The sequence below is a fragment of the Nitratireductor arenosus genome (genome assembly GCF_009742725.1).
GTDB classification, from domain to species: domain Bacteria; phylum Pseudomonadota; class Alphaproteobacteria; order Rhizobiales; family Rhizobiaceae; genus Mangrovimarina; species Mangrovimarina arenosa.
Genome location: NZ_WPHG01000005.1, coordinates 1 through 21,053 on the forward strand (window position 1 = coordinate 1; position 21,053 = coordinate 21,053).

Genomic DNA, 21,053 nt, shown 5'->3' on the forward strand with positions numbered 1-21,053 from the left:
CTGGATCACAGACCACTCGAAATCCGTGAGATCGAATCGGGCCATCGAAAACCTCCATGCAAGGAGGTCACTGAATCAGAAGCGCGCGCCAAAAGGAATCCTGTTTATGGGTACGTGACCTAGGAGCGGCCGACTTCCGAATCGTCTCACTCCATCCTTTCGAGTTGGAACTCGAAGTGCCGTCCCGCCAGCCTGAGTGCGTTCGGTTCGTAGCGTAGGCGGAAAGGAGGTTGAAGAAGATCACGCTTGCCGGTACGCTCCCATCAATTCATTGCCTTTTTCTCCTTTGGTTCAATGAATGCAGAGCGCCGCGCATCATGTGGTAACTGTGCGCGGCGTTTTCTTTGACCGGATGGGATGCTCTCAACGGGGACCCAGCTTGGACCGCGAACAGAACTGCAGCGCAAGGTTCGGTATGCCCCAGTGCTGCGTGAACGCGCCGGAGCGGATCAGCGCATCGTAGGTCGCTTCCTTGAGGGCCCGGCTCGATGCCTTGGCCGTTGATCGCGAAATTGGGCTCGTCCGCTCGCATTCCAACGCGAAGAACCGGTAGCGCTTCTCGCCTCCAGCTCGGTGCTCTACGCCGTAAAGAGCGTCCGGAATGAGATGTGTCTCCATGCGGGTGCGGATGACCGGATGGTTGCGATCCGGCAAGACGGTCACCGGGATCGATAGCGGATTCGGGGCACGTCGCGTCGTGGCTGGGGCACGCGCCAGGATTTCGTCGACCGGGACGAACCGCTGGCTGGGCGTTTGCCTCGTCGCGAGTTCAATGGCCAAAAGGGTGTCGATGATCATCATCGTGTGCAGTATTTGCGGATTGTATGCGCGGGGCGACCGGCGCGAAAAGGTGACGGCACGCGGCGGCAATGCATCATGACCTTCCAGATAGGCTACGCCGCTCTGACTGATTTCGTAGAGCATCGGCGTTGATCGGGCATCGAAGTGCGGCGCCAAGAGTGCGGGCCGATTGAGGTAGCCGGTTTCGTGGAACAGGTCGCCGAGGCGCTCCACAAAGCGCTTTTCCGACCTCGGCCGGATCAGCGCCAGCAAGTGATCTACGCGCAAATAGCGGTAGCGATAGAGCCAACGCAGGATCACGGTATCGCGCGGCCCAAGCACCAACCGCTTGCCAAGGGGCGTGCGGGAAAAGCGGCAGCGGCGTCCAAGCGCGTCTTGTCTTGTGGTTGTGTCCATCTGTCCTTCGCCTCGACTCTCGCTCGTCTTCTTGTACGAGCCCCGAGACAAGCTTGGCGGAAGCGGAGCCGCGCGTCACCGTTTGCTATGGTTCGTAATGGTGCGGGACAATCCGCGGCGGAACGCTATGGTCAGGGCAAGAAAATCACTGGCACTTAATGAAACCGAGGACGCAGCCGATGATCGCGCTGTCGTCGCGCCAGGTGATGCCACGGGCCGCAAAGCGAACTTTTTCAACCACCAGCTTTTCCGGCACCTCGCGCTCGTTCTCGCCGGTCGCGATATCAAGGAGCAATTGGCCAAACGATCGCCCGTCACGCGGCGTCGAAACCCGGAGTTCGACATCAAGCAGCTTGTTGGAGTTGCCGTTGAAGACCTGCAGCGATGGTGCCGTGAGCCAGGGAATGAGCCCATTGCCAACCGTAATCCGATAGTCGGGATGGTTGCCGACGCCGACGCATATAACGCGGCGCAGCGCCCACGTTTCGTAGCGCGAACCGGATGCCTCGACGGCCATGTCGAGCATGCCCCGTGTGGCCCCCGATTGGTCAATCGCGCGGCGACACCGAGCCGTCTTGATGCGTTCTCTGAGCGACTCACGGAGCTGCTTGCAGGTCTGAATCAGAACTTCAGGCGGACTGCCATTGAGGTTGCACAGCGCCAAGGCCGCGTCGGCCGATTCGGTCAAGGGCGCGGCTGATTTGTAAACTTTCCTGATCGTTTCGACCGCATCGTTGACGGCGTTGTCGCGATGGGTGCGGACGGCATGGTCGAATTCGATTCCCAAGCGCGTTTGTTGCAGCGGCGTGAAGGCGTCTCGATTTGACGGATTCAGTTTGAACCAGTTGTGCTGTTGTAGGCCCTGAAGCGTGGCCGGCGCTTTCAGAAACGGGTCAGCTAGACGCGCGGCTTCCTGCTTGACGATGCGCCACCCGTAACTCTCGGCTTTTCTGCCACATCGGTCGTGCATGGCTTCGACCGCGTCAGCGGGCGCTTGCCGCGCGACCGCGATAATGCGCGATAGGAAGAAGTCGCGGCAGGCTCGGACGGCGTCAACGGGTGCCAGCGTGGCCAGCGTCTTGTCCTTGAAGAACCAGTCGATGTCGGCATCGTCAGTCAGTTCGGCGATGAGATTGGCCTCGGCTTCGCGTCTCGTTTGTTCGGCGGCTTGCGACTTTCTCTCTGCGTCATGGTCGGCTTGCGTCCGTTCGCGCTCAGCTTGATGACGCAGTGAACCGTCTTCGTCAGGCTCGGCCTTCTGAGCGGACTCGTCCTTTTCCGGAGTGTCGCTGACCCTGGTTTCCGGAGCCTCAGCGACGTCATTTCCGCCCGGCAGCGATGGCGCAGGCAAAAGGGGCGCGACAGCACGATCGTCGTCAATGAAACAGAAGATGGTCGTGCCGTTGCGAATGGAAAGGCACGGCTGCCCTTCGTAGGCAACTTGCTTTGCCGCCGCGCCGATAAAGGTCAGCGGCTTGCCTTCTCCCCAGCGGGCTTCCATCAGGTCACGCGGCGGCCAGCGATAGGCTATCTTGCAGTCCTGAGGTCCGTTGCAGCTTTTCTCGGCGGTGCATTTGTTGCGAAACAGCACCTCGCCGCCCCGAACCGCCAGACAGACGCCCTGGCGCAATCGCGTGGCGTCTCCGGCCGCGCGGTTTCCGCGCAAGACACGCGTTTCCAACTCTTGCTGCAAATCCTTGCCGACCTGATCAATGGTGCGACCAAGTCTCTCGATGAAGCTTTCGGCTTTGGCAGGCCAGGCGATGGCCATGCTGAGCAACAGGGGAGCAAATAATCTCTTCACGATCGCCAGCCTAGCGAAGAACTTCCGCATAGAAAACGGATGAATCGACGATCACAAGCGGGGAGATCATCTTCAGAAGCAACTTGACCCATGCATCGAACCTGGTCTCAATTCTCTCATCGGGGACAGGGACGCCACGCATGAAGATTTTGATGCGTCACGAGCAGACGCCGGGATTGTTTCGGTCCGTTCGCTTCAAGCTTTGGGGCAAGGTCGAACTTGAGGGTGATGAACAGGCAATCATCGATCGCTATGACTTTGACCAGGCGAAGTTGATCACCGAAGAGATCGAAGGGCTGATGAAGTGGTCGGTCATCATCGGTGTGATAACCGTCGTTCCGGCCTTCTTCGTTTGGGCGGGATTTTTCGGTCGCGCGGTCGGCACGCCGATCGCCCTGGCGACGGGCGCGTTCGCCGGCTGGCTGTTCTACGATCGGTTTCGCGAAACCGTATACGTCAAGGATTTGCTCTACGGCCGAAATTTCCGCTGCAAGTCGATCGTCGATATTTCGATACGCGAGGAACGCCTGAAGCAGATGGTCGCCTATCTGCGCGCTGTCATGGAGAGCGCCAAGCATTGGGGCGGCGCGCAGACGACCGACGTGCCGCCGCTTGATCCGGAAACCTCGCGCCGCATCATGCTTAGAGGCTTCGCAAGAGGATGGTAGCGACCAAGCACCTCGGCGCTCGGCTCCACCGCTTTGTCTACGGGTTCTTCCGTCAGGGTGATCATGCCGAAGTGGTGCATCTTCACGGCCGCATCGACCACCTGCTCCAGGCCAACGGGGTCAAGACGGATAGGCAGTTGAACGACCTTTGCGCGCGTGTTGCCGGCGATGTTGGCAACGTCTTGCACCTTCCCGACGAGCGGCGAGACGAACTGCGCCACTTCACGGCGCAGCTCATCGCATATGAGGGGATGTTCCGGCTACCGGATGTAGATTTCGGCGAGACCAGGACGACCGCGCAATATTGGGAGCTGAAAGACGAACTCAATGCCCAGAAGGCGTTGCTGGAGCGGTTTCCGGCTGTCGAGGACGCCATCACCTCATTGGTGCAGGGATGCTTCGGCGCGCTCTATGACAATCTCGGCAAGGTAGGCGCTGATGACGTCGGTAACGGGATCAACGTAGTGACGCCGCGGATCGATCGCATCGCCTCATTGGGCGAAGTCGTGGAGCGGATCGCGGTCGCCGCTCACGTTGAAGAAATTGAGCATCTCGGCCTGTTTCCCCGACTTCGCAAGCGCCTTGAGGCGAATTTCGTTGCCGCATCGGGCGGTGACCCGCGCGATATAGACGGCTTTTCCAGACCTCTCCGTATGCCCTCCAAGTTTGATGCCAAGACACCGGAGGATTTGGTCGTCACCTACCTGTCCGGAACGCCGCTGCTTGAACTGTTCGCCGGCGAGGAGATGTTCACCATCCCCCAATCGATCCGGTTCGAGCATCACCACATCATCGCCGGGTCCGGTCACGGCAAGACGCAAACCTTGCAATACCTGATAGCCAAGGATCTTGACGCCGTCGCGTCCGGAGAGCGTTCGGTCATCGTCATAGACAGCCAGGGGGACTTGATCTCCAACATTGCTGGCCTGAAGGCGTTTGCTCCGGGTGAACCGCTGCATGATAGGGTTTGCATTGTCGACCCGACGGACATTGAGTGGCCGGTCTCGCTCAACCTGTTCGACGTCGGCCAAGCGCGTCTCCAATCCTATCCGCTCTTGGAGCGCGAGCGCCTGACCAACTCGATCCTGGAACTCTACGATTTTGTGCTGGGCACGCTTTTGTCCGCGGAGATGACGCAAAAGCAGAGCGTGATCTTTCGCTATGTTACGCGGCTCATGCTGCACATCCCCGACGCGACCATTCACACCCTGCGCGAACTGATGGAGAAAGGCAGCGAAATCCGCTTCGCCGAACACATTGCGCGCCTGGAAGGCACCGCCCGGCATTTTTTTGAGACCGAGTTTCCGTCGAAAGAATTCGCCCAGACGCGTCAGCAGGTGTTGCGCAGATTGTGGGGCATTCTCGAAAACCAGACCTTCGAACGGATGTTCTCTCATCCGCGGTCGAAGCTCGATCTCTTCGCCGAAATGAACGCGGGCAAGGTCATCCTGATCAACACTGCGAAGGACCTGTTGAAGGAGAGCGGTACCGAAATTTTCGGGCGCTTCTTCATTGCCATGATCGCCCAAGCCGCCCAGGAACGTGCGACACTGCCGGAAAGCCAGCGCATGCCCACCATGGTCTATATCGACGAGGCCGCCGATTATTTCGATCGCAATGTCGGGATCATTCTGAGCCAGGCGCGTAAATTCAAGATCGGCATGGTGCTCGCACACCAATATCTCGGTCAGCTGGACTCAAAACTCCAGGATGCGTTCTCGGCCAACACCGCGATAAAGTTCGCTGGCGGCTTTACCGGCAAGGATGCGCGGGCTGCCGCCCAGATGGTCAATTGTGATCCGGCGCTGATCGAAGCTCAGCCGAAAGGCGCCTTTGCCGCCCATGTACGCGGCATGACGCGCGCCGCGATTCCGCTGCGATTTCCACTCGGTACCCTGGAGGAAATGCCCCGCATGTCCCCGGATGAGCAGGACGCGCTTCGCGACAAGATGCGCGCGAACTATGCCGTACATTATTCGGAACTGAGCCGGTACCAAAGCAAATCCGAGGACCACGAGGACGCCGGAGCGCAAGGGGAAGACAGCGGCGAGGACATAGGCGAAGAAGGAGGAACGACTCCCTGGGAACGGGCTGAAGCAGCGCCAAGTGCGAACTCAAAGACCAAGTCCAACAGGCCACACCCTCCTGGTGATATCGAGAAACCGGACGACGAATCCGCCTGGTAGCGTCCAGCGACGGCGACCACCAGCCCGCGCAATCGAAATCGCTGCCATTTTATGATTCCTGCTGCAATCCGGCGTTCCGCATGCGCTGCAATGAGCCGGTTTGAGCAGATAAGTTCAGCTGGCAAACCGCCCGCCGCTGGGGGATACCGTATCCCCCAGCGTATCCCCATCGCAGAGTGGTCAAGAAGAAAGAGAACCGGTGTTGCCACCGGTTCTCTTCGCTCTCACAAAAGGAGAGTCAGTGCTGTTGACCACGAGCGTCGATGCGTTCCTGAAGCCACTCCAGCACTTCTGCCTCGACCCATCCGACCCGGTTGTTGCCCAGCCGTACCCGCTTGGGGAATTGGCCTGCAGCTTCCAGGCGCGCAATGTGTTGGGGAGAGTACAGGACCAACTCCTTCACCTGCCGCTTGCTCAACAATCTCATCACGATACTCCTCATGTTGAGGAGCATCGCGATGCCCCGGGGTTGAAGCCCTAGGGTCCGAGGAGTGTATTGAATTTTTGATGGATAACAACTCCGCGAGCGGAAGCATTTCTTTCCCGTGGATCAAGGACAGCTTTGCGCCCCCATTTAAGCCGCAGACACCAGCTCTGCCACTGCCTGAAAGCAGACATCGCTGAAGACCAGGCCGGAAGTTAGGGTCGCGTCACAGTCGGATCGAACATCTCGCCGCACCTCGCGCGAAGCTGTCGAACTGCATGGTGCGTCAGATTTTTTTCGGCATTTCCCAAGCTCAAGTTGCGCCATCACGCCGTTGATAAAGATCGTCGGTTCACGGTCTTAACATCGCCCAGACCCAAAACGAGATGAAGTTCGGCAGACTGCGCGCCTCGTTCATCTTCTTCGATCGAAGCCAGCCAGAACCACGGCAGGCGGCAAGCGCACTTATGGCCTATGTCGGTTTCGTCGTCCTCGGGACACAGAGAATCTGATGGCATGTGGCGCAGGACGCATGAAACACTCTACACTGGTCACATTTCCCGACGCTATGGACGAACGCGAGGCGCTTCGGAGTACCGTCAGGCGCCACAAAACCCAGAGAGACCTCCGGATAGCCATCCCAGAAGACACGTCCGTTCTTGCAGCCGGGACGAGAACAGCGTGGCCAGGTCCTCGGATCAAAATCCTCAAGACGATCGAGGGGCAATAAGCGGATGGCCGCTGCCCTTTGGGCGCGCTTCTCCGCCGCTGCCGTATGGCCGTGGGGGCAAACCAGATAGCCATGGGTAGCTCCTACGTCTTCCATCATCCCTCGGAAGGACTCTACGTCCTTTACATCGATCTTGCGCTTCCGCCGCTTTGCGTCGACGATAATCCGTCGACTGTTGTCGGTGTCATGTCGCGCTTCGATTAAAACGTCGATCTGTCGCTTGATGCCCGTGATGCCCCCAAGGACCGAAGCGTTGGGGGGCACACAAAAGCCCGTCGACAACTGATCGGCCAACAACCGCGCGACCAGGCGCTCGTAGCGTTTCCAGTCCTCCAACATGTCTTCCATCGTGATCGTCTACCGAATACGGATTGCGGAGCAAGGGCCGATACGTCGCAACCCGACTTATCGGTTTTGACGACTCACTCGAAAGTAACGTGAAGTACCGACACCCCTCGTATAACGCGGTTGATCGAAGGCTTGTGGCTTCACATACCAAACTTGGCTGACCGGCAGGGCCGCGGAGACAATGGCTGCCGCAGTCGCCTGCATCTTATTTCCTGTCAGCCCGATCTCGTAGTCGAGTCCTCCGCGCACAAACCAACCCTCATGTTGGCGAAACAGGATTCCAGCCAACTCAGAGAGGTCGCCTGCATCCGCCGATGCGACGACACCACCCGGCGTATCCTCAAGTGCGACCCGAGCTGCGATGCCGCCAACGCGAGCCCGTGAGGTTTCCGCAACGTCCGTAATGACTTGGACCGCGTCGTACTCTCGTGCAGAGGTGAGATGGAGAAGCCGTTCGTGCCGAGGCGAGGCAAAGGCGGACAGCGCACGCAGCCGTGTTCCATCCGACTCCGCAGCAAGCAGCGGTACCGACTGGTAGGGACCAGTCTCACCCGTCAGCACATCGCGTAGCGCAGTTAGCAGAAGATGGTGATCGGACGCACTATATGCGTCCAATATGGTCTTCAGGTCGGCTTCAAGTGGATAGTATTGGGCTGCGCTGGTATGGGCAACGAAAAGCTCGTCGCTGCTGCGGAGCCCAGCTCGGACGAAGGAGAATAGCGCGGGCTTGGCCAATCCGGTGATGTCGATCATCGCTCGGCCGCAAAGTTGCGGGGGCATTCCGTCCATCAGCGAGTCGTAGGAGACTTCTTCGAGCGGAATGCCGTGCTCTCGTATGGCATCGCGCATCTCGTCGGCATGCCCGTCGTTCTCGTAGCGCACCGCGAGGACGCGGTGGGCTTTGATCCGCGGCAACAACCGCAAAATCGACGCGAGGGTGCGCTCCTCGAAGCCCAACCCCACTACGAGATCGTCGACCGCGATATCATCAAGAGCGTGGGCCTTCAGCTCGTCAACTGAAGGCGCGGGTGGAAACACCATCGGCAGACCTTCATCGCTACTGTCCCGTGGATCCGGACTGAGTTGCGCGAGAAGGTCCATCTGAATGCCTGTAGCACGTGGGGCAGGTTCGAACCGACGCGGCTCGTCCTCCGATTCCGCTTCCGCAAGTCCTTCCTCATCCTCCAAGTACTCCCCGGTCGACAGGTTGCGCAGCAGGACTTCGCGACCTGCCTCCGGTTCTGCAAGCCAGCGCTCAAGATCTTCCCCCGAAAGCTCGAAGCGATCGCGGTCAGACAGTCCAATGAAATTTGCTAGTCCGTAAATCTTACGGAAGGTAAGCTTGAATTGTTGTACCGGATCCGAATCATGCGTCTTCGTCCGTGCCGTCCCACCGGTGAATACGAAGACTCCCGCATCTACTAAATCACGAAGTCGGTTCATCTGTGTTTGCAATTCGCCGGAGGTTACACGGACATAGAGTGACGTATATTGTCGAATGCGCCCGGTCGGCTTGCCTTTGCCGGACTCCATGAGGAGTTGGTGTGATGCTTCTGCAAACTGCAGCGCCACCGTCTTAAGATCGCTGCCCCGCCGATCGAGGCTGTAAAGATGTCGGGCGCAAAAATCTTGGAACACTTCATGCTGTCGTTCGGGCGGAACGGGTAAGCCCGATCGGCTACCCGTCAGGATCTCCTGGTATATTTGAATGACGGCTCCGATATCGCCTACACACACGCCAGCAAGAGCGCGTAGGCCATGATACAGCCGCTTGCGTTCTCGCGATCGCGTCTGCGTTTCAGCGATCACGCGTGCAATTGACTCAAGATCGACGTCGCCTAGCACATTCATCGAACTCTGGCTGGGGTGGCCTGGGAAAAGGCGCGCCCGCGCATCAAGAATCTTTGTAACGAATGTCTTGCCGCTGCGATCCTTGAGGCGTGTCTGAACCTCAGCTCCCAGATCGAATGTATTGAAGTCACGGCCGGCCGCTGCTGGATGGACCCTGCCAGGCGACTTTAAATTGAGAAAGATGGTCTGCGCTTCCGAAGTCAGCTTGAACGCGCAATGCGCGTGTTGGAACAGAAGGGCGGAAAGGAGATCCTCGACCCGGTCGGGATCAAGGTAGCGCGTCGACACATCGTCCAAAAGGAACAGAACCTGTGCATCGTTCCAGATTGGCGCCGCTCGTCGCAGGGCTTCGGCAAGATGCGGGAAGGCGGTGTTGGGATTTGTGGCTAGGCGCAGGCCGGAGTCGCTGCGGCTGACTCGGACGAGCAGGTCGCTCATCGCGCGCTCCAGTTGCTCTACGTTCGCAACAGACTCGATTACCGGACGGGGTGTCAGCAGTTCAGTAACCGCCCGAATCAATCCGACGCTCGCATCGAAGGGGATCGCCCCGCCGTCGAGATCTTGGAGATGCGCCATAGCACGCGCTCCCTGCGCTGCATACGCGACGAGAAGCCGGGCGAATAGTTCTTCGGTCGAGGGCCGATCAGCGCGTGGGTCAACCGGGATAAGGCGCTGTGCTGATACAAAGAGTCCGACATATCCATCGTCCGTCACCCGGCGCAGCGCGTCCTCATCTGTCTCCTTTGGCAATACCGCTGCGCGGGCGTGAAACTGCAGCGAATGGAGAAGCATTGTTTTTCCGCAACCCCGCATTCCCGTCATGACCAGCGGTCCAGGCGCACTCACCTTCTTGAGCCATGCACCCTCAGGGTCGACGATAAGCTGTGGCACGTACCAAGCATCGAGGGTCTGCGCATTGTAGGACTCTGCAAACGTACGCAGCACGGTCTGATTGCGCCAGGGACGCCACGACTCGGCGGTGCGATGATATTGCTCGCGGATCCCCACGATGACGTCGTCGGCGGAGGGAGTGCGTTGGTGCTCCGTCGCCGCGGCGAGTCCCTGTGCGATGCCGTGAAGCTTGAGTCCGATGCGTTTATCCAGATCGGGAGCTGTATCCCCGTCCGACAGCAGACGGTCGGCCATCGCGTGAATGTGACGACCGATCCAGTGCAGATCGCCCAGATGAATACCGCCCGAGCGGCGATCTCCTGCAACGGAACCGAGATCGATTGCGACGGCGCGGACCGCTGGTTCGATCGCGTCTGCCCGTCTGCGTCCCATAGGGAGGTCCTGAAGGATGATATTAGCTGCGTGCAGGTCATTGTGATGGACCTTTAGTCTCTCGAACTCTTCCTTCATCCTGAAGAGGTCGCATGCGATCTGTGCTGCTTGCGCCGCTGAAAGTGGGCGTTCACCGGATAGATACTTCGCCAACGTATCGCCCTCAACGAATTGAAGTACAGCAACATGACAACGCAGCTTGATGTCACCGAAGGCGATGTCGCAGTCGAACATTTGTTCGACTGCAACGACGTGATCCGCGCCGTCGGCAACTTCGGCGTGAAGTTCAGTTTCTTTTGCGAAATCCTTCTCGAACTTTCGATAGAGCTCGATGGGGCTTACCTTTAGAACTCTATGTGCGCGATTGAGACCGGTCCGTGGCTTCGCAACGAAGGTCGCGGCATAGAAGCCACGACCCAGCGGACGTTCAACGTCAAACTCACCGATCGCGGCAGGCGTCCACTCTAAGGGGAAGCCGTACTCCCGACCGCATAGGGGACACACCTCGTCGAGCCGCTTCTCGCGTTGATCATGATCGGGACAGGTGAAGCAACAGAATTTTCCGATCTCCGACACGATCGCTCTCCAGTGCGCCATTAAACTTGAGCGATGTACGCTCTTCGTCTTCCAACGCTATCGCGTCGGTTATGGCGTCGTCCACCGCTCGCCGCACCTCCACCCATGTGGACAACGAATAGCCGAAGGTTGACCTTGACTATGGTTGAGTATAGTCAAGCAGGGTCAAGGGGGACGGTGAGCCTATGAGTAGTGACGGTGATCTCTATATTGCCGAGGCTGCAGCGGCTGCCGGAATCTCGAAGCCGACGCTGCTTCGATGGATCAAAGACGGGAAAGTTGACGACGCTCGCCAGCGTGACCGAAACGGATGGCGCGTTTTTTCGCCGGATGAGGTAGCGCAGATCAAGGCGCGCGCGGAGTCCACCAAACCGGCAAAGAAAGCATGACGGCCCCGTCGTTCAGCGCGGCGCGGCGCCAGCGTCCAGCCTTCCTTGCAGTGGATTTCTTCTGCGGCGCCGGCGGCACCACCCGCGGTCTCATCGACGCGGGCGGCTATGTTATCGCCGGGGTTGATAAGGACAGTCGCTGCAAGGAGACCTACGTCGAGAACAATCCGAACATCACGGTCGATTTCGCGTCGCCTCGGTTTATCCGGCGCGACATCTTTCCGGCAACGGATGCCTATCCGGAGGGAGAACAGAAGGAGTTGTTCGAGGAGTTGGAGGAGCTGATCAGCAAGTATCGTCGCGAAGCTCCGAATGCTCCTCTGATGTTCGCGATTTGCGCGCCCTGCCAACCGTTCACGAAGCTCTCCAGGAAAGAATTAAGCGAAGCTCGAAGGATGGGCCGGGAGCGCGACAGCAACCTGTTGAGGGAGGCGACAAAGTTCGTTGCACATTTTCGGCCCGAAATGATTCTGTCTGAAAACGTCCAAGGCATCGGTGATCCGAAATACGGAGGAGTCTGGGAGGATTTCCGTCGCGAGCTTAGAGAACTTGGTTATGCTACCGGCAGCAACGTCATTTGTACGTCCAGCTTCGGCGTGCCCCAATACCGTAAACGATCGATCCTGATCGCAGTACCCAGGGAGATGGCGCGCGCGGAATTCCTAGTTTCGGATAAAGTCGACGCTGATCTCGTCGTACCGAAGGCGGATGCTCAAGCGGCCGTTCAAACGGTGAGATCGGCGATCGGACATTTGCCGGCGCTCGCGGCTGGCGTTCAGCATTCGTCGATACCCAATCACAAAACGCGTTCGTTGAGCGGCCTCAATCTGAAGCGGCTCGCAGCCGCGAAGCCCGGTCAGTCGAATGCCTATCTCGATGCCACGCCGCACGGGGACCTTTCGCTTGCGTGCCACCGGAAAGTGAACGCAAAGCTCAATGTCCGGTGCTTCACCGACGTGTACACGCGTATGGACCCCGACAGACCATCGCCGACGATTACAACCAAATGCCACAGCATCTCGAACGGTCGCTTCGGGCATTTCGATACGAGGCAGATACGCGGCATTTCCTTGCGCGAAGCGGCAATTTTGCAATCGTTCCCGCAAGACTATGTCTTCTACCCGACAGACATGATTGAGCCGGTGGCTCGAATGATCGGTAACGCGGTGCCACCCCGGCTCGCCGAATACTTTTCCCGCTATCTCTCTGGCTCGATAGCTCCAGCCGATGCGTAAACCTGCGACAGGATCGATTGCACGCCTTCGTCGAGGGCGCATTCCCATACGATCACGACCCGCCAGCCGAGAGCTTCCAGCTTGCTTCGAACCTGCCTATCACGCTCCATATTACGCTCGAGCTTCGGTGCCCAAAATTCGACGTTTGACTGAGGCCGCATCCCACGGCGGCAATCGTGCCCATGCCAGAAGCATCCATGAACGAGCACGACCATTCGGTGTTTGGGAAGAGCGAGATCGGGCGATCCAGGCAAGTCCCGACGATGAAGGCGAAAGCGAAGACCGGCGGCGTGCAGAGCGCGACGCACGAATAGTTCGGGCGCCGTATTTTTCTGTCCGATGCGCGCCATTACGCGCGAGCGCTGTTCCCCTGTTAGGCGATCCGCCATCACGCAAATATAGCAATGAGTGACGATTCCTCCATGTCCGAAAACAACAAGGTGGATACGAGATCTATCTCGCTCGCTTCCAACAACGTGCCGTTCCGTACGCGCGCCCGTACGATTGACCACCTGGGACGTGGCCAGATCGCCGACGCACCGACCGCCGTCAGCGAGTTGTGGAAGAATGCATGGGATGCCTACGCGACGCAGGTATCGCTCAACATCTTCGACGGAACCCCCGTAATCGCTGCGATCTTCGATGACGGCATTGGCATGTCGGCCGAGGACTTCATCGAAAAGTGGTTGGTGATCGGCACCGAATCCAAGATCGACGGTCCCTCGACCGCACCGCCTGTCGATTTCGTCGGACCGCGCCGCGAACGACAAGGTGAGAAGGGAATTGGGCGCTTATCCGCCGCCTTCCTCGCGCCAGCCACTTTGGTGCTTTCGCAGCAGGCTGACGGTCCGATTTCAGCGGTTCTCGTCGATTGGCGACTCTTCGAGAATCCGTTCCTGTCGCTCGATCAGATAACGCTGCCGGTGCGAACCTTCGAGGATTGGGCGGCCATCGTCGACGGCCTCCAATCCATGGCAGACGTTGTCATTGCCAATCTCGGGAAACGCGATGCTTCGGGCGCATTCTCTTTGAAACCCGAGTGGCAGCGGTATGCGGACACTGAGTCCGAGAGCTATGGTCAAACGACCGCCGGTTCAGTCCTGGAATTCTGGCGATCAATGCCGGTTTCCCAACGTCATCTTGAGGAGTGGCCGGTATTTGCCGACCTAGCGAAGCACGGGACCGCGCTCTTTCTGTTAGGTGCTCACCACGAATTATCGGTATGGCTCAACTCCGCGCACGACGACGAGGAAGCAAAGAAGGTCAAGGATCGTCTGAAGGATATTTTGACTGGCTTTACGGATACGCTGTCGCCTTCGCCCGTTGCCTTCGAATATGAGGTTTTGGCCTATCGGGGCGACGTGCCCCGGCGGATCCTTGCATCCTCGGACGTGTTTGACCTCAAGGACTTCCAAGAGCTCGAACACAGCGTTGAGGGCGCGTTCGACGAAGTTGGTATCTTTCGCGGAACGGTAAAGGCGTTCGGCGAAGAATTGGGCGAGCGCATCATACCGCCACCCCGACCGTTACCCGTGGCCCGCTCAGATCGGCCCGGTCCGTTCGCTTTCGCAATCGGCACGTTCGAGCAAATCGAGGCGAGTTCGACGCACAGCGCCCAACGCCACAAGGATCTCGTCGAGCTTGTCGACCGCTATGGCGGCGTAAGAGTCTATCGTGACGGTCTTCGTATCATGCCTTACGGCTCAGCCGAAGCGGACTTCTTCTCGCTCGAAGAAACGCGGCAGAAGCATGCGGGGCGTTATTTTTGGGCCCATCGCCGGAGCTTTGGGAGATTGGCCTTCACCCGCGCCGCAAATCCAGCCTTGCGGGACAAAGCCGGCCGCGAAGGTCTGGTTGAGAATCGAGCAAGCCGGGAACTCCGGCTCCTAGTCCAGGCGCTTCTAATCAAGCTGGCACGAGACTACTTCGGAACGGATGCCCCAGAACGCGCCGAACGCATTGCGGAAACCCAAAAGCGCAACATGAAGGGCAAGAAGGCTGCGGACCAAGCCCGCAAGCGACGTCGTAACGAATTCAGAGCGTATCTTAACGACGCCACCAAACGGATGCCGCAGCTTGCCGAGCGCGCTGAGAGTATCTCGGTCCGACTGGGCGATCCCAATCAACAGAGAACGAAGGAAGCGGTCGCCGCTATGCGCGCCGAAGTCGAGCAGGCTAGAGAGGAATTGACCGCGCTCACTCCGCTTGACGTACCGAACACGTTGGGCGATGCGGAAGACCGTTATCGAGCCTTTCGGGACGCGCTCGACGAAGCGCGCGATCTAATTTTGCTTTCCGACGAAACGCTTCGTGGACTCGAGGCGGGGGTTGGGGCTGCTACGCCTCGTGAAATCGTTTCGGCCGCGCAAGCCCGGCATCGCGAAGCGTTGGATAAGCTGCTCGACAACTATCAGGCGGAAATCCGTGAAGGCATCCGGTCGATTACTTCGGCATGGACCTCGAACCTCGCAGACGACCGTAGCCGCTTTGAAAGGGCCACCGCACCGTTGATCCGCAAGATGTCCGCAGAGACGGACCTTGGTGATCTTCTTAGTCTTCTGGAAAGCGTGAGACGCGAGCTGGAAGTCGAGTTCAACGACCGCTATCGCCCGATCACCCGGAACATCGTCACCATCAGTGAAGGCATCGACGCTGACACGGCACTCACCACGATCGATGAAGATCGGGAGGAGCTTGAGCGCCGCGTGCGAGACCTCAACGCCGTCGCCCAGTTGGGCATCACGGTTGAGATCATCGGTCACGAACTTGAGGCGCTCGACAGTGAGGTGAGTCGCAATCTCGATCGCTTGCCGGAAGCGTCAAAGTCGACCGATGAATTCCGACGAGCGCTCGATGCGCACCGTGCACTGACGGAAAAGCTACGGTTCCTCTCGCCGCTACAGCTAGCGGGTGCCCGGCTGAGGGAAACGATCACGGGTAAGACTATCGCAGACTATGTCCGGGCATTTTTCCGCCCCATATTCAGCGACAACGGCATCACGTTCGACAGCACGCAAGCGTTCGACGCTATCAGCTTCACCGAGCTCAAATCCCGCATCTTCCCGGTGTTTATTAACCTCGTAAACAACTCAATTTACTGGGTGGGTCGATCTGAAGATCGCCGAATTCGTTTAGACTTCACCGACGGGAAGATCGTCGTCGGCGACAGCGGCCCGGGAGTTGATCGCGATGACGTCCGCCGGCTCTTTCAGCTTTTTTATACACGTCGAACGTCCGGCCGGGGTGTCGGGCTTTACCTTGCCCGAGTAAATCTCGAAGCGGGCCGCCATACGATACGATACGCGACTGACGACGATCCGCAGGTTCTCTCTGGCGCAAACTTCATCATCGAGATCAGGGGGCTTGATAGTGGAGCTTAGTACATATGAGGCCCGCTTCGCTGATGCAGTCGAACGTAGCTTTCGCGACGACGCGATCCGCACCGCCGTACTCATCGATGATCAGTTCCCTGACTATTTGAGCATGCGAGATGCCGCTGAGGGCGAATTCACCGAGATCGAGCGCGCAAGGAACATCTACGCGTTTATGCAAGGCAAAGGGCTCATCTGTGACGTTCACAATTGGCGGGCCCCCTCGAACGCTGATCTGCATCTTCTCGACAAGGCGCGGAAGAGCGACCTGATCCTGCTCGACTACCAGCTCGGAGCCGCAGGTGTGAAGGCGGCTTTGAAGATTCTCCGTCACCTCGCGGTCTCGACGCATTTCAATCTAGTGGTGCTCTATACCGCCGAAGCATCGCCGAAGACCGCATTGACGGTAGCGACGGCCATGCGGGGTGTGAAACCTGCGGCTGGTGCGCTTGTACCTTCGGCGGAGCTGTTGGAGAACGCCGAGGAAGTTCTCGCCGACGAGCGCTTCAGTACAATCGACGCTGCCGGACTTCGCGCCTATTTGACCGACGGGAAAACGCCTTGGGTGGCGAATCTCGGCCAAGCATTGAATGATGCCCAGATACCACCTCAGAATGTGAAACCGCTTGCCGATCACGTCGCTAGGCAGTGGATCGCAGAATTGATGGATGACTACGAGCTCGCGACCGATGCAGAACTACCTGTGGGTTGCGCGATCGACGCTGATCAGCCCATGTGGGTCCACTGCGGGAGCTGCTTCGTCGCTATCGTTCCGAAGCTTCCTGCCAGTTCCACAGACGATGAAGGAAAGTACGTCTGGGGTCGACTGGGCGCTGCGCTGCGAGAGTGGCGCCCAAATATATACCGGCTGATCCTCTCCGAGATACAGAACGCTCTGGAGCTGGAAGCGGTCGCCCACCATGAGAATTGGCTGAGCGACGAACTTGCACTCGGTCTTGGCCTCTACCTGCTGGAAAGCGAGGAAGCAGCTCGCGGGACGGTCTCACCGTCGGATGTCGAAGGCGCGGCGCAAAGCCTTATCGACCGCTTCGTCGACATCATTCGGCGCCGTCTCGCTACGCACGAGCGTATTTCCTCAACGGCGATAGACCTTTTGGGTGCAAGATTGTCGAACGCAGTCGGCCAAGCGCCTGCAGGAGAGGGCGCCCGCCTCATTCGCGCACGCGAATTGGCACATGTACCAGCGGATCAGAAGGTCGACTGGCACAAGAAGGTTCTGCCTTCGGTAAACGCCTTCATGGTTTCCGACGCGTTTCGCGGTGGGCACATTACAACCGGTACCGTGCTTTGTGGTCCCGGCGACAGCTTCTGGCTCTGTGCATCTCCGTCTTGCGATCTTGTTCCACGAGAGGAGGGGCCGATCCTTGTTCAACTAATGCGCCTCGAGAAGACAGGCACACCGCCTGAAAAATTTACGTCGGGCGAGTTCGTGGTACTTGGCGCTTCCAACGATGTGATGATGTTGCGAGCGATTCATGCAAAGATTCGACAACCCTCGCTGACCACACTCGTTCTCCCGAATGGGACAAGAGTGAACCGCGAAGGCGAAGCCGTCACCATTTCAGGATGGATTGCGAATGGCGATGGACTGCGAGCCGCTTCCGTAGTGCACGGCTTTCCGGCAGCGCCGGATGTTGCGGCATTGGCCGAAGCGGTGATGGCCGAAGGCAACCAGGGGCAGGATACAGCGCTCGCCGCGGCCCAAGAGCCTGCACCTGCTAGTGGATCTGAACCGGAAGTGGTAGCCATCGAGGCGCTTGAGCGTCCGCTGGCGGAACCTCCGCAACAGGCTGACGACCAGGCTGATCCGAAGGGAGCATTGCCGACGAAGTTTATGGTCATTTCCCAGCTTCGCAATGCTTTTGCGACCCGCTTTTTAATGGCCGCCGGACAACATCAGTCGAGGGTGGGTGTAGATTTTGTCGATGCCTGAAGCACCAACATTCGATGGTCGACCGTAGTCGACGGCAAGTTATAGCATCCTGGGGGAGCATCGCGATGCCCCGGTGGTGACAAACCCCGAGGGATGAATAGAGTAGCAAAAGGCGATCACGTTGTCGCGAGTGGTTGTGTTTTCGGAACCGAACCATCGGTACGTGTAGATATGTGGGTAAATTCGGGGGTATAGTTATATTCGACATCTGCTAATATTGATGTCCTTTCAATCACTTAAGTGTCGACATAGATTCCGCCCCTGGCACCATCTCAATTTGGTCCGTTCTGGACACATGGCGGTTGGCGTGACTCAAACAAACGGCCTCCGGCAAATCCGGGGCGGTTCACTCTAAGCTGAATTTCCGCCGCTGCATTCCAACTCTCCAGTTCCGACAACCACCTTGTCCCGGTGTCCACAAAACCGGCAGTTTGCCGGGGCGCCTGTCGCGCCTGGGTGTCGCGGGTCCGACGTCGGCTGCGAAAACCCGAGCGGGCGTCAGTTGAAGGAGCGCACCAGGCTGCCGACGAGCAGGTTCCAGCCGTCGATCAGCACGAAGAACAGGATCTTGAAGGGCAGGGATATGACGGTTGGAGGCAGCATCATCATGCCCATCGCCATCGTCACGGTAGCGACCACCAGATCGATCACCAGGAACGGCAGCACGATCAGGAAACCGATCTCGAAGCCACGCCTGATCTCCGAAATCATGAAGGCCGGCACCAGGACGCGCAGATCGACCTGCTCGCCCTCGACCACGTTCTGGCCGCGCTCGCGCGCGAGGTCGGCAAACAGGTTGAAATCGGCCTCGCGGACATTGGCCAGCATGAAGTCGCGGAACGGGTCGGCGATGCGCTGCATGGCCTGCGTCTCGTCGATCTGGTTGTTCACCAGCGGGCGCACGCCGTTGTTCCAGGCGCTGTCGAAGGTCGGTGTCATGACGTAGAAAGTCATGAACAAGGCGAGGCTGATCAGGATGATGTTGGCCGGCGTGGTCTGCAGCCCGATGCCGGCGCGCAGGATGGCGAACACGATCACGAAGCGGGTGAAGCTGGTGACCATGATCAACAGCCCAGGCGCTACCGAAAGCACCGTAAGCAGCCCGAAAACCTGAATGATGTAGCCGATCGTCGCCCCGTCGGCCTGGCCGGCGATCTGGCCGAGATCGAGCTGTTGGGCGTGTGCGGCTGCAGTGAGCGCGAGCAGGGCGGCGGCGATGGCGAGAAGCGTTTTCATTCGAACAAGAGGGTCCTGATGACCAGTTCCCGAGCGAGGCCGTTGCTGCGAATGCTCGCGCGCTCTTCGATGTCGGTCTTGAGGTGCTGGAAACCGCTCGCGCCCTGGACCTGCTGAAGGGTGACGGTGCGCATATAGGCGAGAATGTCCTGATGGATGTGGCGAACCAGTTCGGGGTCGGGGGTCGCGGCGAACACCATCGACAGTTCCATCCGCACCCAGATGTCGGCCGGTGCGCTCAGATTGGTCGTGATTGGCTCGAGCGGCACCAGGCGCGGCACGGGCTTTGCTTCACCGTCCTCGTCCTTTCCTTCCCCGCCGCCATGCGCCTCCGTCTCGCCCGGCATCTCCGTCATCACCGGCTCGACCGAGACTTTTTGCGTCGTCGGCTCGGTCTCGGAGCCGGTCTTCAGATACATGCCGGCGACCCAGCCGCCGCCGACCGCAAGCATGGTCAGCGCCGCCATCACGCCGATCTGGATGACCAGCGACGGACCCTTTTTCGCTTCGGTGTGGTCTTCGGCGTTGGCGAGTGACATTGCCCCTTGATAATCCTCAGAACGGTGAGATCAGATCCAGGATCTGATGGCCATAAGGGGGCTGCTGGACTTCCGTCAGCCGGCCGCGGCCGCCATAGGAAATCCGCGCCTCGGCAATGCGCTCGTAGGGTATGGTGTTGCTTGCGCTGATGTCGGCGGGGCGCACGATGCCGGCGATGGTGAGAATACGCAGTTCGGCATTGACGCGCACTTCCTGGGAACCGCGGATCATCAGATTGCCGTTCGGAAACACTTCGGTGACGACGGCGGCGACAGACAGACGGATGTTTTCCGAGCGTGCCGTCGCGCCGGAGCCGGCCGCGGTCGAACGGGAATTGATATCGAGATCGGCGGAGGCGGATTTCCCCACGCCTTCCGCCTCGAACCCGCCGGCCAGACCCAGGGTCCGGTTGGTTGTGCGGGTGCGGTCGGATTCGTTGTTGAGGGTCGCCTTGTCGTTGATCGAGATGAACACGGTCAGGATGTCGCCGACCACCAAGGCGCGTGCGTCCTCGTAGAGCTGGCTCTGGCGGTCGTCCCACAGTGAGAAACGCTTGACCGGCGCGGCCGGCGCTTCGGGATAGGCCTGCACGGACCCGGCCGCCGGGTCGAGGCCCGAGCCGACCGGCGACAGGCTCGGAGCGCGGCCGATTTCGTTCAGCTCTCCGGCACAGCCGGCCAGCAAAAGCCCGGTCGCCAGGATCGGCAGGCTGCGTTTCATGTCGGGTCCTCGGCTTTGGCGACATCGGCGATGATGCCGGTGAGTTTCGCGGCGGCCTTCACATCCATCTCGTTGAGGATGCCGCCGGCCTGGCGGCCCTTGAGCTTCAGGATGATCGCGGCGGCGAGCATGGCGTCCATCTTTTCCAGCCGCGCGGCCGCCGCGTCCGGACGCATGCGGGCATAGATGCTGACGATGCTGTCCTCGGCGCTGTTGATGACCTCGTCGCGCTTCTTTAGCCAAGCCTCGTACTCGGTCCGTTTTGCCTCCAGCGCGACGATCCGCTCGTCGATCTCCGAGCGCAGTTTTTCCAGTTCCTGGGCCTGCACGGCGTAGCGACGGTCGCGCGCGGCATCGATGATGTTGGCGCAGAATTCGCGCACCTCGTCGGTCAGGCGCGAGGGGACCTTGCGCGCCTGGGCGAAGGAATCCGAAATGGCAAAGACGCCCGCGCCGAAACACAGCGCGGCGAGCAGGCCGAGCGCCAGCGCCCTGGGAAGGGCGCGTTTCGCGGTTCGCATCCTTGTCGCCACCTATCCG

Annotated in this window: 16 protein-coding genes; 6 read left to right on the forward strand and 10 right to left on the reverse strand. The window is 59.3% G+C overall.

The window, feature by feature from the left end; genetic code table 11:
- Positions 1-363: 363 nt before the first annotated feature.
- Both GN330_RS18770 and GN330_RS18775 read right to left on the reverse strand, forming a co-directional pair.
- Positions 364-1,197, reverse strand: a complete 834-nt coding sequence (locus GN330_RS18770) for a replication-relaxation family protein (protein WP_156714328.1) — start codon at positions 1,195-1,197, stop codon at positions 364-366.
- Positions 1,198-1,342: 145 nt separating this feature from the next.
- Positions 1,343-3,001 (reverse strand): hypothetical protein, encoded by a 1,659-nt coding sequence (locus tag GN330_RS18775; protein ID WP_156714331.1) that lies wholly within the window; start codon positions 2,999-3,001, stop codon positions 1,343-1,345.
- Positions 3,002-3,084: 83 nt separating this feature from the next.
- On the opposite strand from GN330_RS18775, the gene GN330_RS18780 reads away from it, so the two are divergent.
- Together GN330_RS18780 and GN330_RS18785 are read left to right on the forward strand one after the other, a co-directional pair.
- Positions 3,085-3,669: a hypothetical protein gene (locus GN330_RS18780; RefSeq protein ID WP_156714333.1), complete on the forward strand. Its 585-nt coding sequence runs from the start codon at positions 3,085-3,087 to the stop codon at positions 3,667-3,669.
- Positions 3,663-5,855, forward strand: coding sequence for a type IV secretory system conjugative DNA transfer family protein (locus GN330_RS18785; protein ID WP_156714335.1), 2,193 nt, complete (start codon positions 3,663-3,665; stop codon positions 5,853-5,855). The genes GN330_RS18780 and GN330_RS18785 overlap by 7 nt, the downstream gene beginning before the upstream one ends.
- Positions 5,856-6,093: 238 nt before the next feature.
- Here the strand turns inward: GN330_RS18785 and GN330_RS18790 are convergent, their stop codons facing one another.
- The 3 genes from GN330_RS18790 to GN330_RS18800 all read right to left on the reverse strand — a co-directional run bounded on the left by GN330_RS18790 (position 6,094) and on the right by GN330_RS18800 (position 11,068).
- Positions 6,094-6,282: a helix-turn-helix transcriptional regulator gene (locus GN330_RS18790; RefSeq protein WP_156714337.1), complete on the reverse strand. Its 189-nt coding sequence runs from the start codon at positions 6,280-6,282 to the stop codon at positions 6,094-6,096.
- A gap of 469 nt (positions 6,283-6,751) precedes the next feature.
- The gene (locus tag GN330_RS18795; protein WP_197435240.1) at positions 6,752-7,357 is read right to left on the reverse strand and encodes a restriction endonuclease; all 606 of its coding nucleotides are present in this window, start codon (positions 7,355-7,357) and stop codon (positions 6,752-6,754) included.
- Between the two features lie 57 nt (positions 7,358-7,414).
- Positions 7,415-11,068, reverse strand: coding sequence for an ORC-CDC6 family AAA ATPase (locus tag GN330_RS18800; RefSeq protein WP_156714339.1), 3,654 nt, complete (start codon positions 11,066-11,068; stop codon positions 7,415-7,417).
- A gap of 185 nt (positions 11,069-11,253) precedes the next feature.
- On the opposite strand from GN330_RS18800, the gene GN330_RS18805 reads away from it, so the two are divergent.
- Positions 11,254-11,457 carry a MerR family transcriptional regulator gene (locus tag GN330_RS18805; RefSeq protein WP_156714341.1) on the forward strand — a complete coding sequence of 68 codons (204 nt, stop codon included), beginning with the start codon at positions 11,254-11,256 and terminating at the stop codon, positions 11,455-11,457.
- Complete coding sequence (locus tag GN330_RS18810; RefSeq protein WP_156714343.1) at positions 11,454-12,692, forward strand: DNA cytosine methyltransferase; 1,239 nt, start codon at positions 11,454-11,456, stop codon at positions 12,690-12,692. Before GN330_RS18805 ends, GN330_RS18810 begins: the two co-directional genes overlap by 4 nt.
- Here the strand turns inward: GN330_RS18810 and GN330_RS18815 are convergent.
- Positions 12,656-13,081 carry a DNA mismatch endonuclease Vsr gene (locus GN330_RS18815; RefSeq protein WP_156714345.1) on the reverse strand — a complete coding sequence of 142 codons (426 nt, stop codon included), beginning with the start codon at positions 13,079-13,081 and terminating at the stop codon, positions 12,656-12,658. The two genes, GN330_RS18810 and GN330_RS18815, sit on opposite strands and share 37 nt — an antisense overlap.
- Positions 13,082-13,096: 15 nt before the next feature.
- On the opposite strand from GN330_RS18815, the gene GN330_RS18820 reads away from it, so the two are divergent.
- Positions 13,097-16,072, forward strand: a complete 2,976-nt coding sequence (locus tag GN330_RS18820) for an ATP-binding protein (protein ID WP_156714347.1) — start codon at positions 13,097-13,099, stop codon at positions 16,070-16,072.
- On the forward strand, positions 16,062-18,017 hold the full coding sequence (locus GN330_RS18825) for a response regulator receiver domain (protein WP_343040950.1): 1,956 nt from the start codon (positions 16,062-16,064) through the stop codon (positions 18,015-18,017). Before GN330_RS18820 ends, GN330_RS18825 begins: the two co-directional genes overlap by 11 nt.
- Before the next feature lie 498 nt (positions 18,018-18,515).
- Here GN330_RS18825 and fliP read toward each other — a convergent pair whose 3' ends face one another.
- From fliP to GN330_RS18845, 4 genes are read right to left on the reverse strand one after another with little or no spacing between them, the layout of a single operon-like run.
- A complete protein-coding gene (fliP, locus tag GN330_RS18830) occupies positions 18,516-19,253 on the reverse strand; it encodes a flagellar type III secretion system pore protein FliP (RefSeq protein ID WP_156714352.1) in 738 nt (245 codons plus the stop codon).
- Positions 19,250-19,792, reverse strand: a complete 543-nt coding sequence (locus GN330_RS18835) for a flagellar basal body-associated FliL family protein (RefSeq protein ID WP_156714354.1) — start codon at positions 19,790-19,792, stop codon at positions 19,250-19,252. Before GN330_RS18835 ends, fliP begins: the two co-directional genes overlap by 4 nt.
- Positions 19,793-19,808: 16 nt before the next feature.
- Entirely contained in the window at positions 19,809-20,513 is a 705-nt protein-coding gene (flgH, locus tag GN330_RS18840; protein ID WP_156714356.1) for a flagellar basal body L-ring protein FlgH, read from the reverse strand.
- Positions 20,510-21,034, reverse strand: coding sequence for a MotE family protein (locus GN330_RS18845; RefSeq protein WP_156714359.1), 525 nt, complete (start codon positions 21,032-21,034; stop codon positions 20,510-20,512). The genes flgH and GN330_RS18845 overlap by 4 nt, the downstream gene beginning before the upstream one ends.
- Positions 21,035-21,053: the final 19 nt, after the last annotated feature.

Excerpts from the sequence above, each read along its gene's own strand:
- GN330_RS18770 (WP_156714328.1), bottom strand. The coding sequence starts at position 1,197 with ATGGACACAACCACAAGACAAGACGCGCTTGGACGCCGCTGCCGCTTT.
- GN330_RS18835 (WP_156714354.1), bottom strand. The coding sequence starts at position 19,792 with ATGTCACTCGCCAACGCCGAAGACCACACCGAAGCGAAAAAGGGTCCG.
- GN330_RS18810 (WP_156714343.1), top strand. The coding sequence starts at position 11,454 with ATGACGGCCCCGTCGTTCAGCGCGGCGCGGCGCCAGCGTCCAGCCTTC.
- flgH (WP_156714356.1), bottom strand. The coding sequence starts at position 20,513 with ATGAAACGCAGCCTGCCGATCCTGGCGACCGGGCTTTTGCTGGCCGGC.
- GN330_RS18795 (WP_197435240.1), bottom strand. The coding sequence starts at position 7,357 with ATGGAAGACATGTTGGAGGACTGGAAACGCTACGAGCGCCTGGTCGCG.
- GN330_RS18785 (WP_156714335.1), top strand. The coding sequence starts at position 3,663 with ATGGTAGCGACCAAGCACCTCGGCGCTCGGCTCCACCGCTTTGTCTAC.
- GN330_RS18815 (WP_156714345.1), bottom strand. The coding sequence starts at position 13,081 with ATGGCGGATCGCCTAACAGGGGAACAGCGCTCGCGCGTAATGGCGCGC.
- fliP (WP_156714352.1), bottom strand. The coding sequence starts at position 19,253 with ATGAAAACGCTTCTCGCCATCGCCGCCGCCCTGCTCGCGCTCACTGCA.
- GN330_RS18820 (WP_156714347.1), top strand. The coding sequence starts at position 13,097 with ATGAGTGACGATTCCTCCATGTCCGAAAACAACAAGGTGGATACGAGA.
- GN330_RS18790 (WP_156714337.1), bottom strand. The coding sequence starts at position 6,282 with ATGAGATTGTTGAGCAAGCGGCAGGTGAAGGAGTTGGTCCTGTACTCT.
- GN330_RS18845 (WP_156714359.1), bottom strand. The coding sequence starts at position 21,034 with ATGCGAACCGCGAAACGCGCCCTTCCCAGGGCGCTGGCGCTCGGCCTG.
- GN330_RS18805 (WP_156714341.1), top strand. The coding sequence starts at position 11,254 with ATGAGTAGTGACGGTGATCTCTATATTGCCGAGGCTGCAGCGGCTGCC.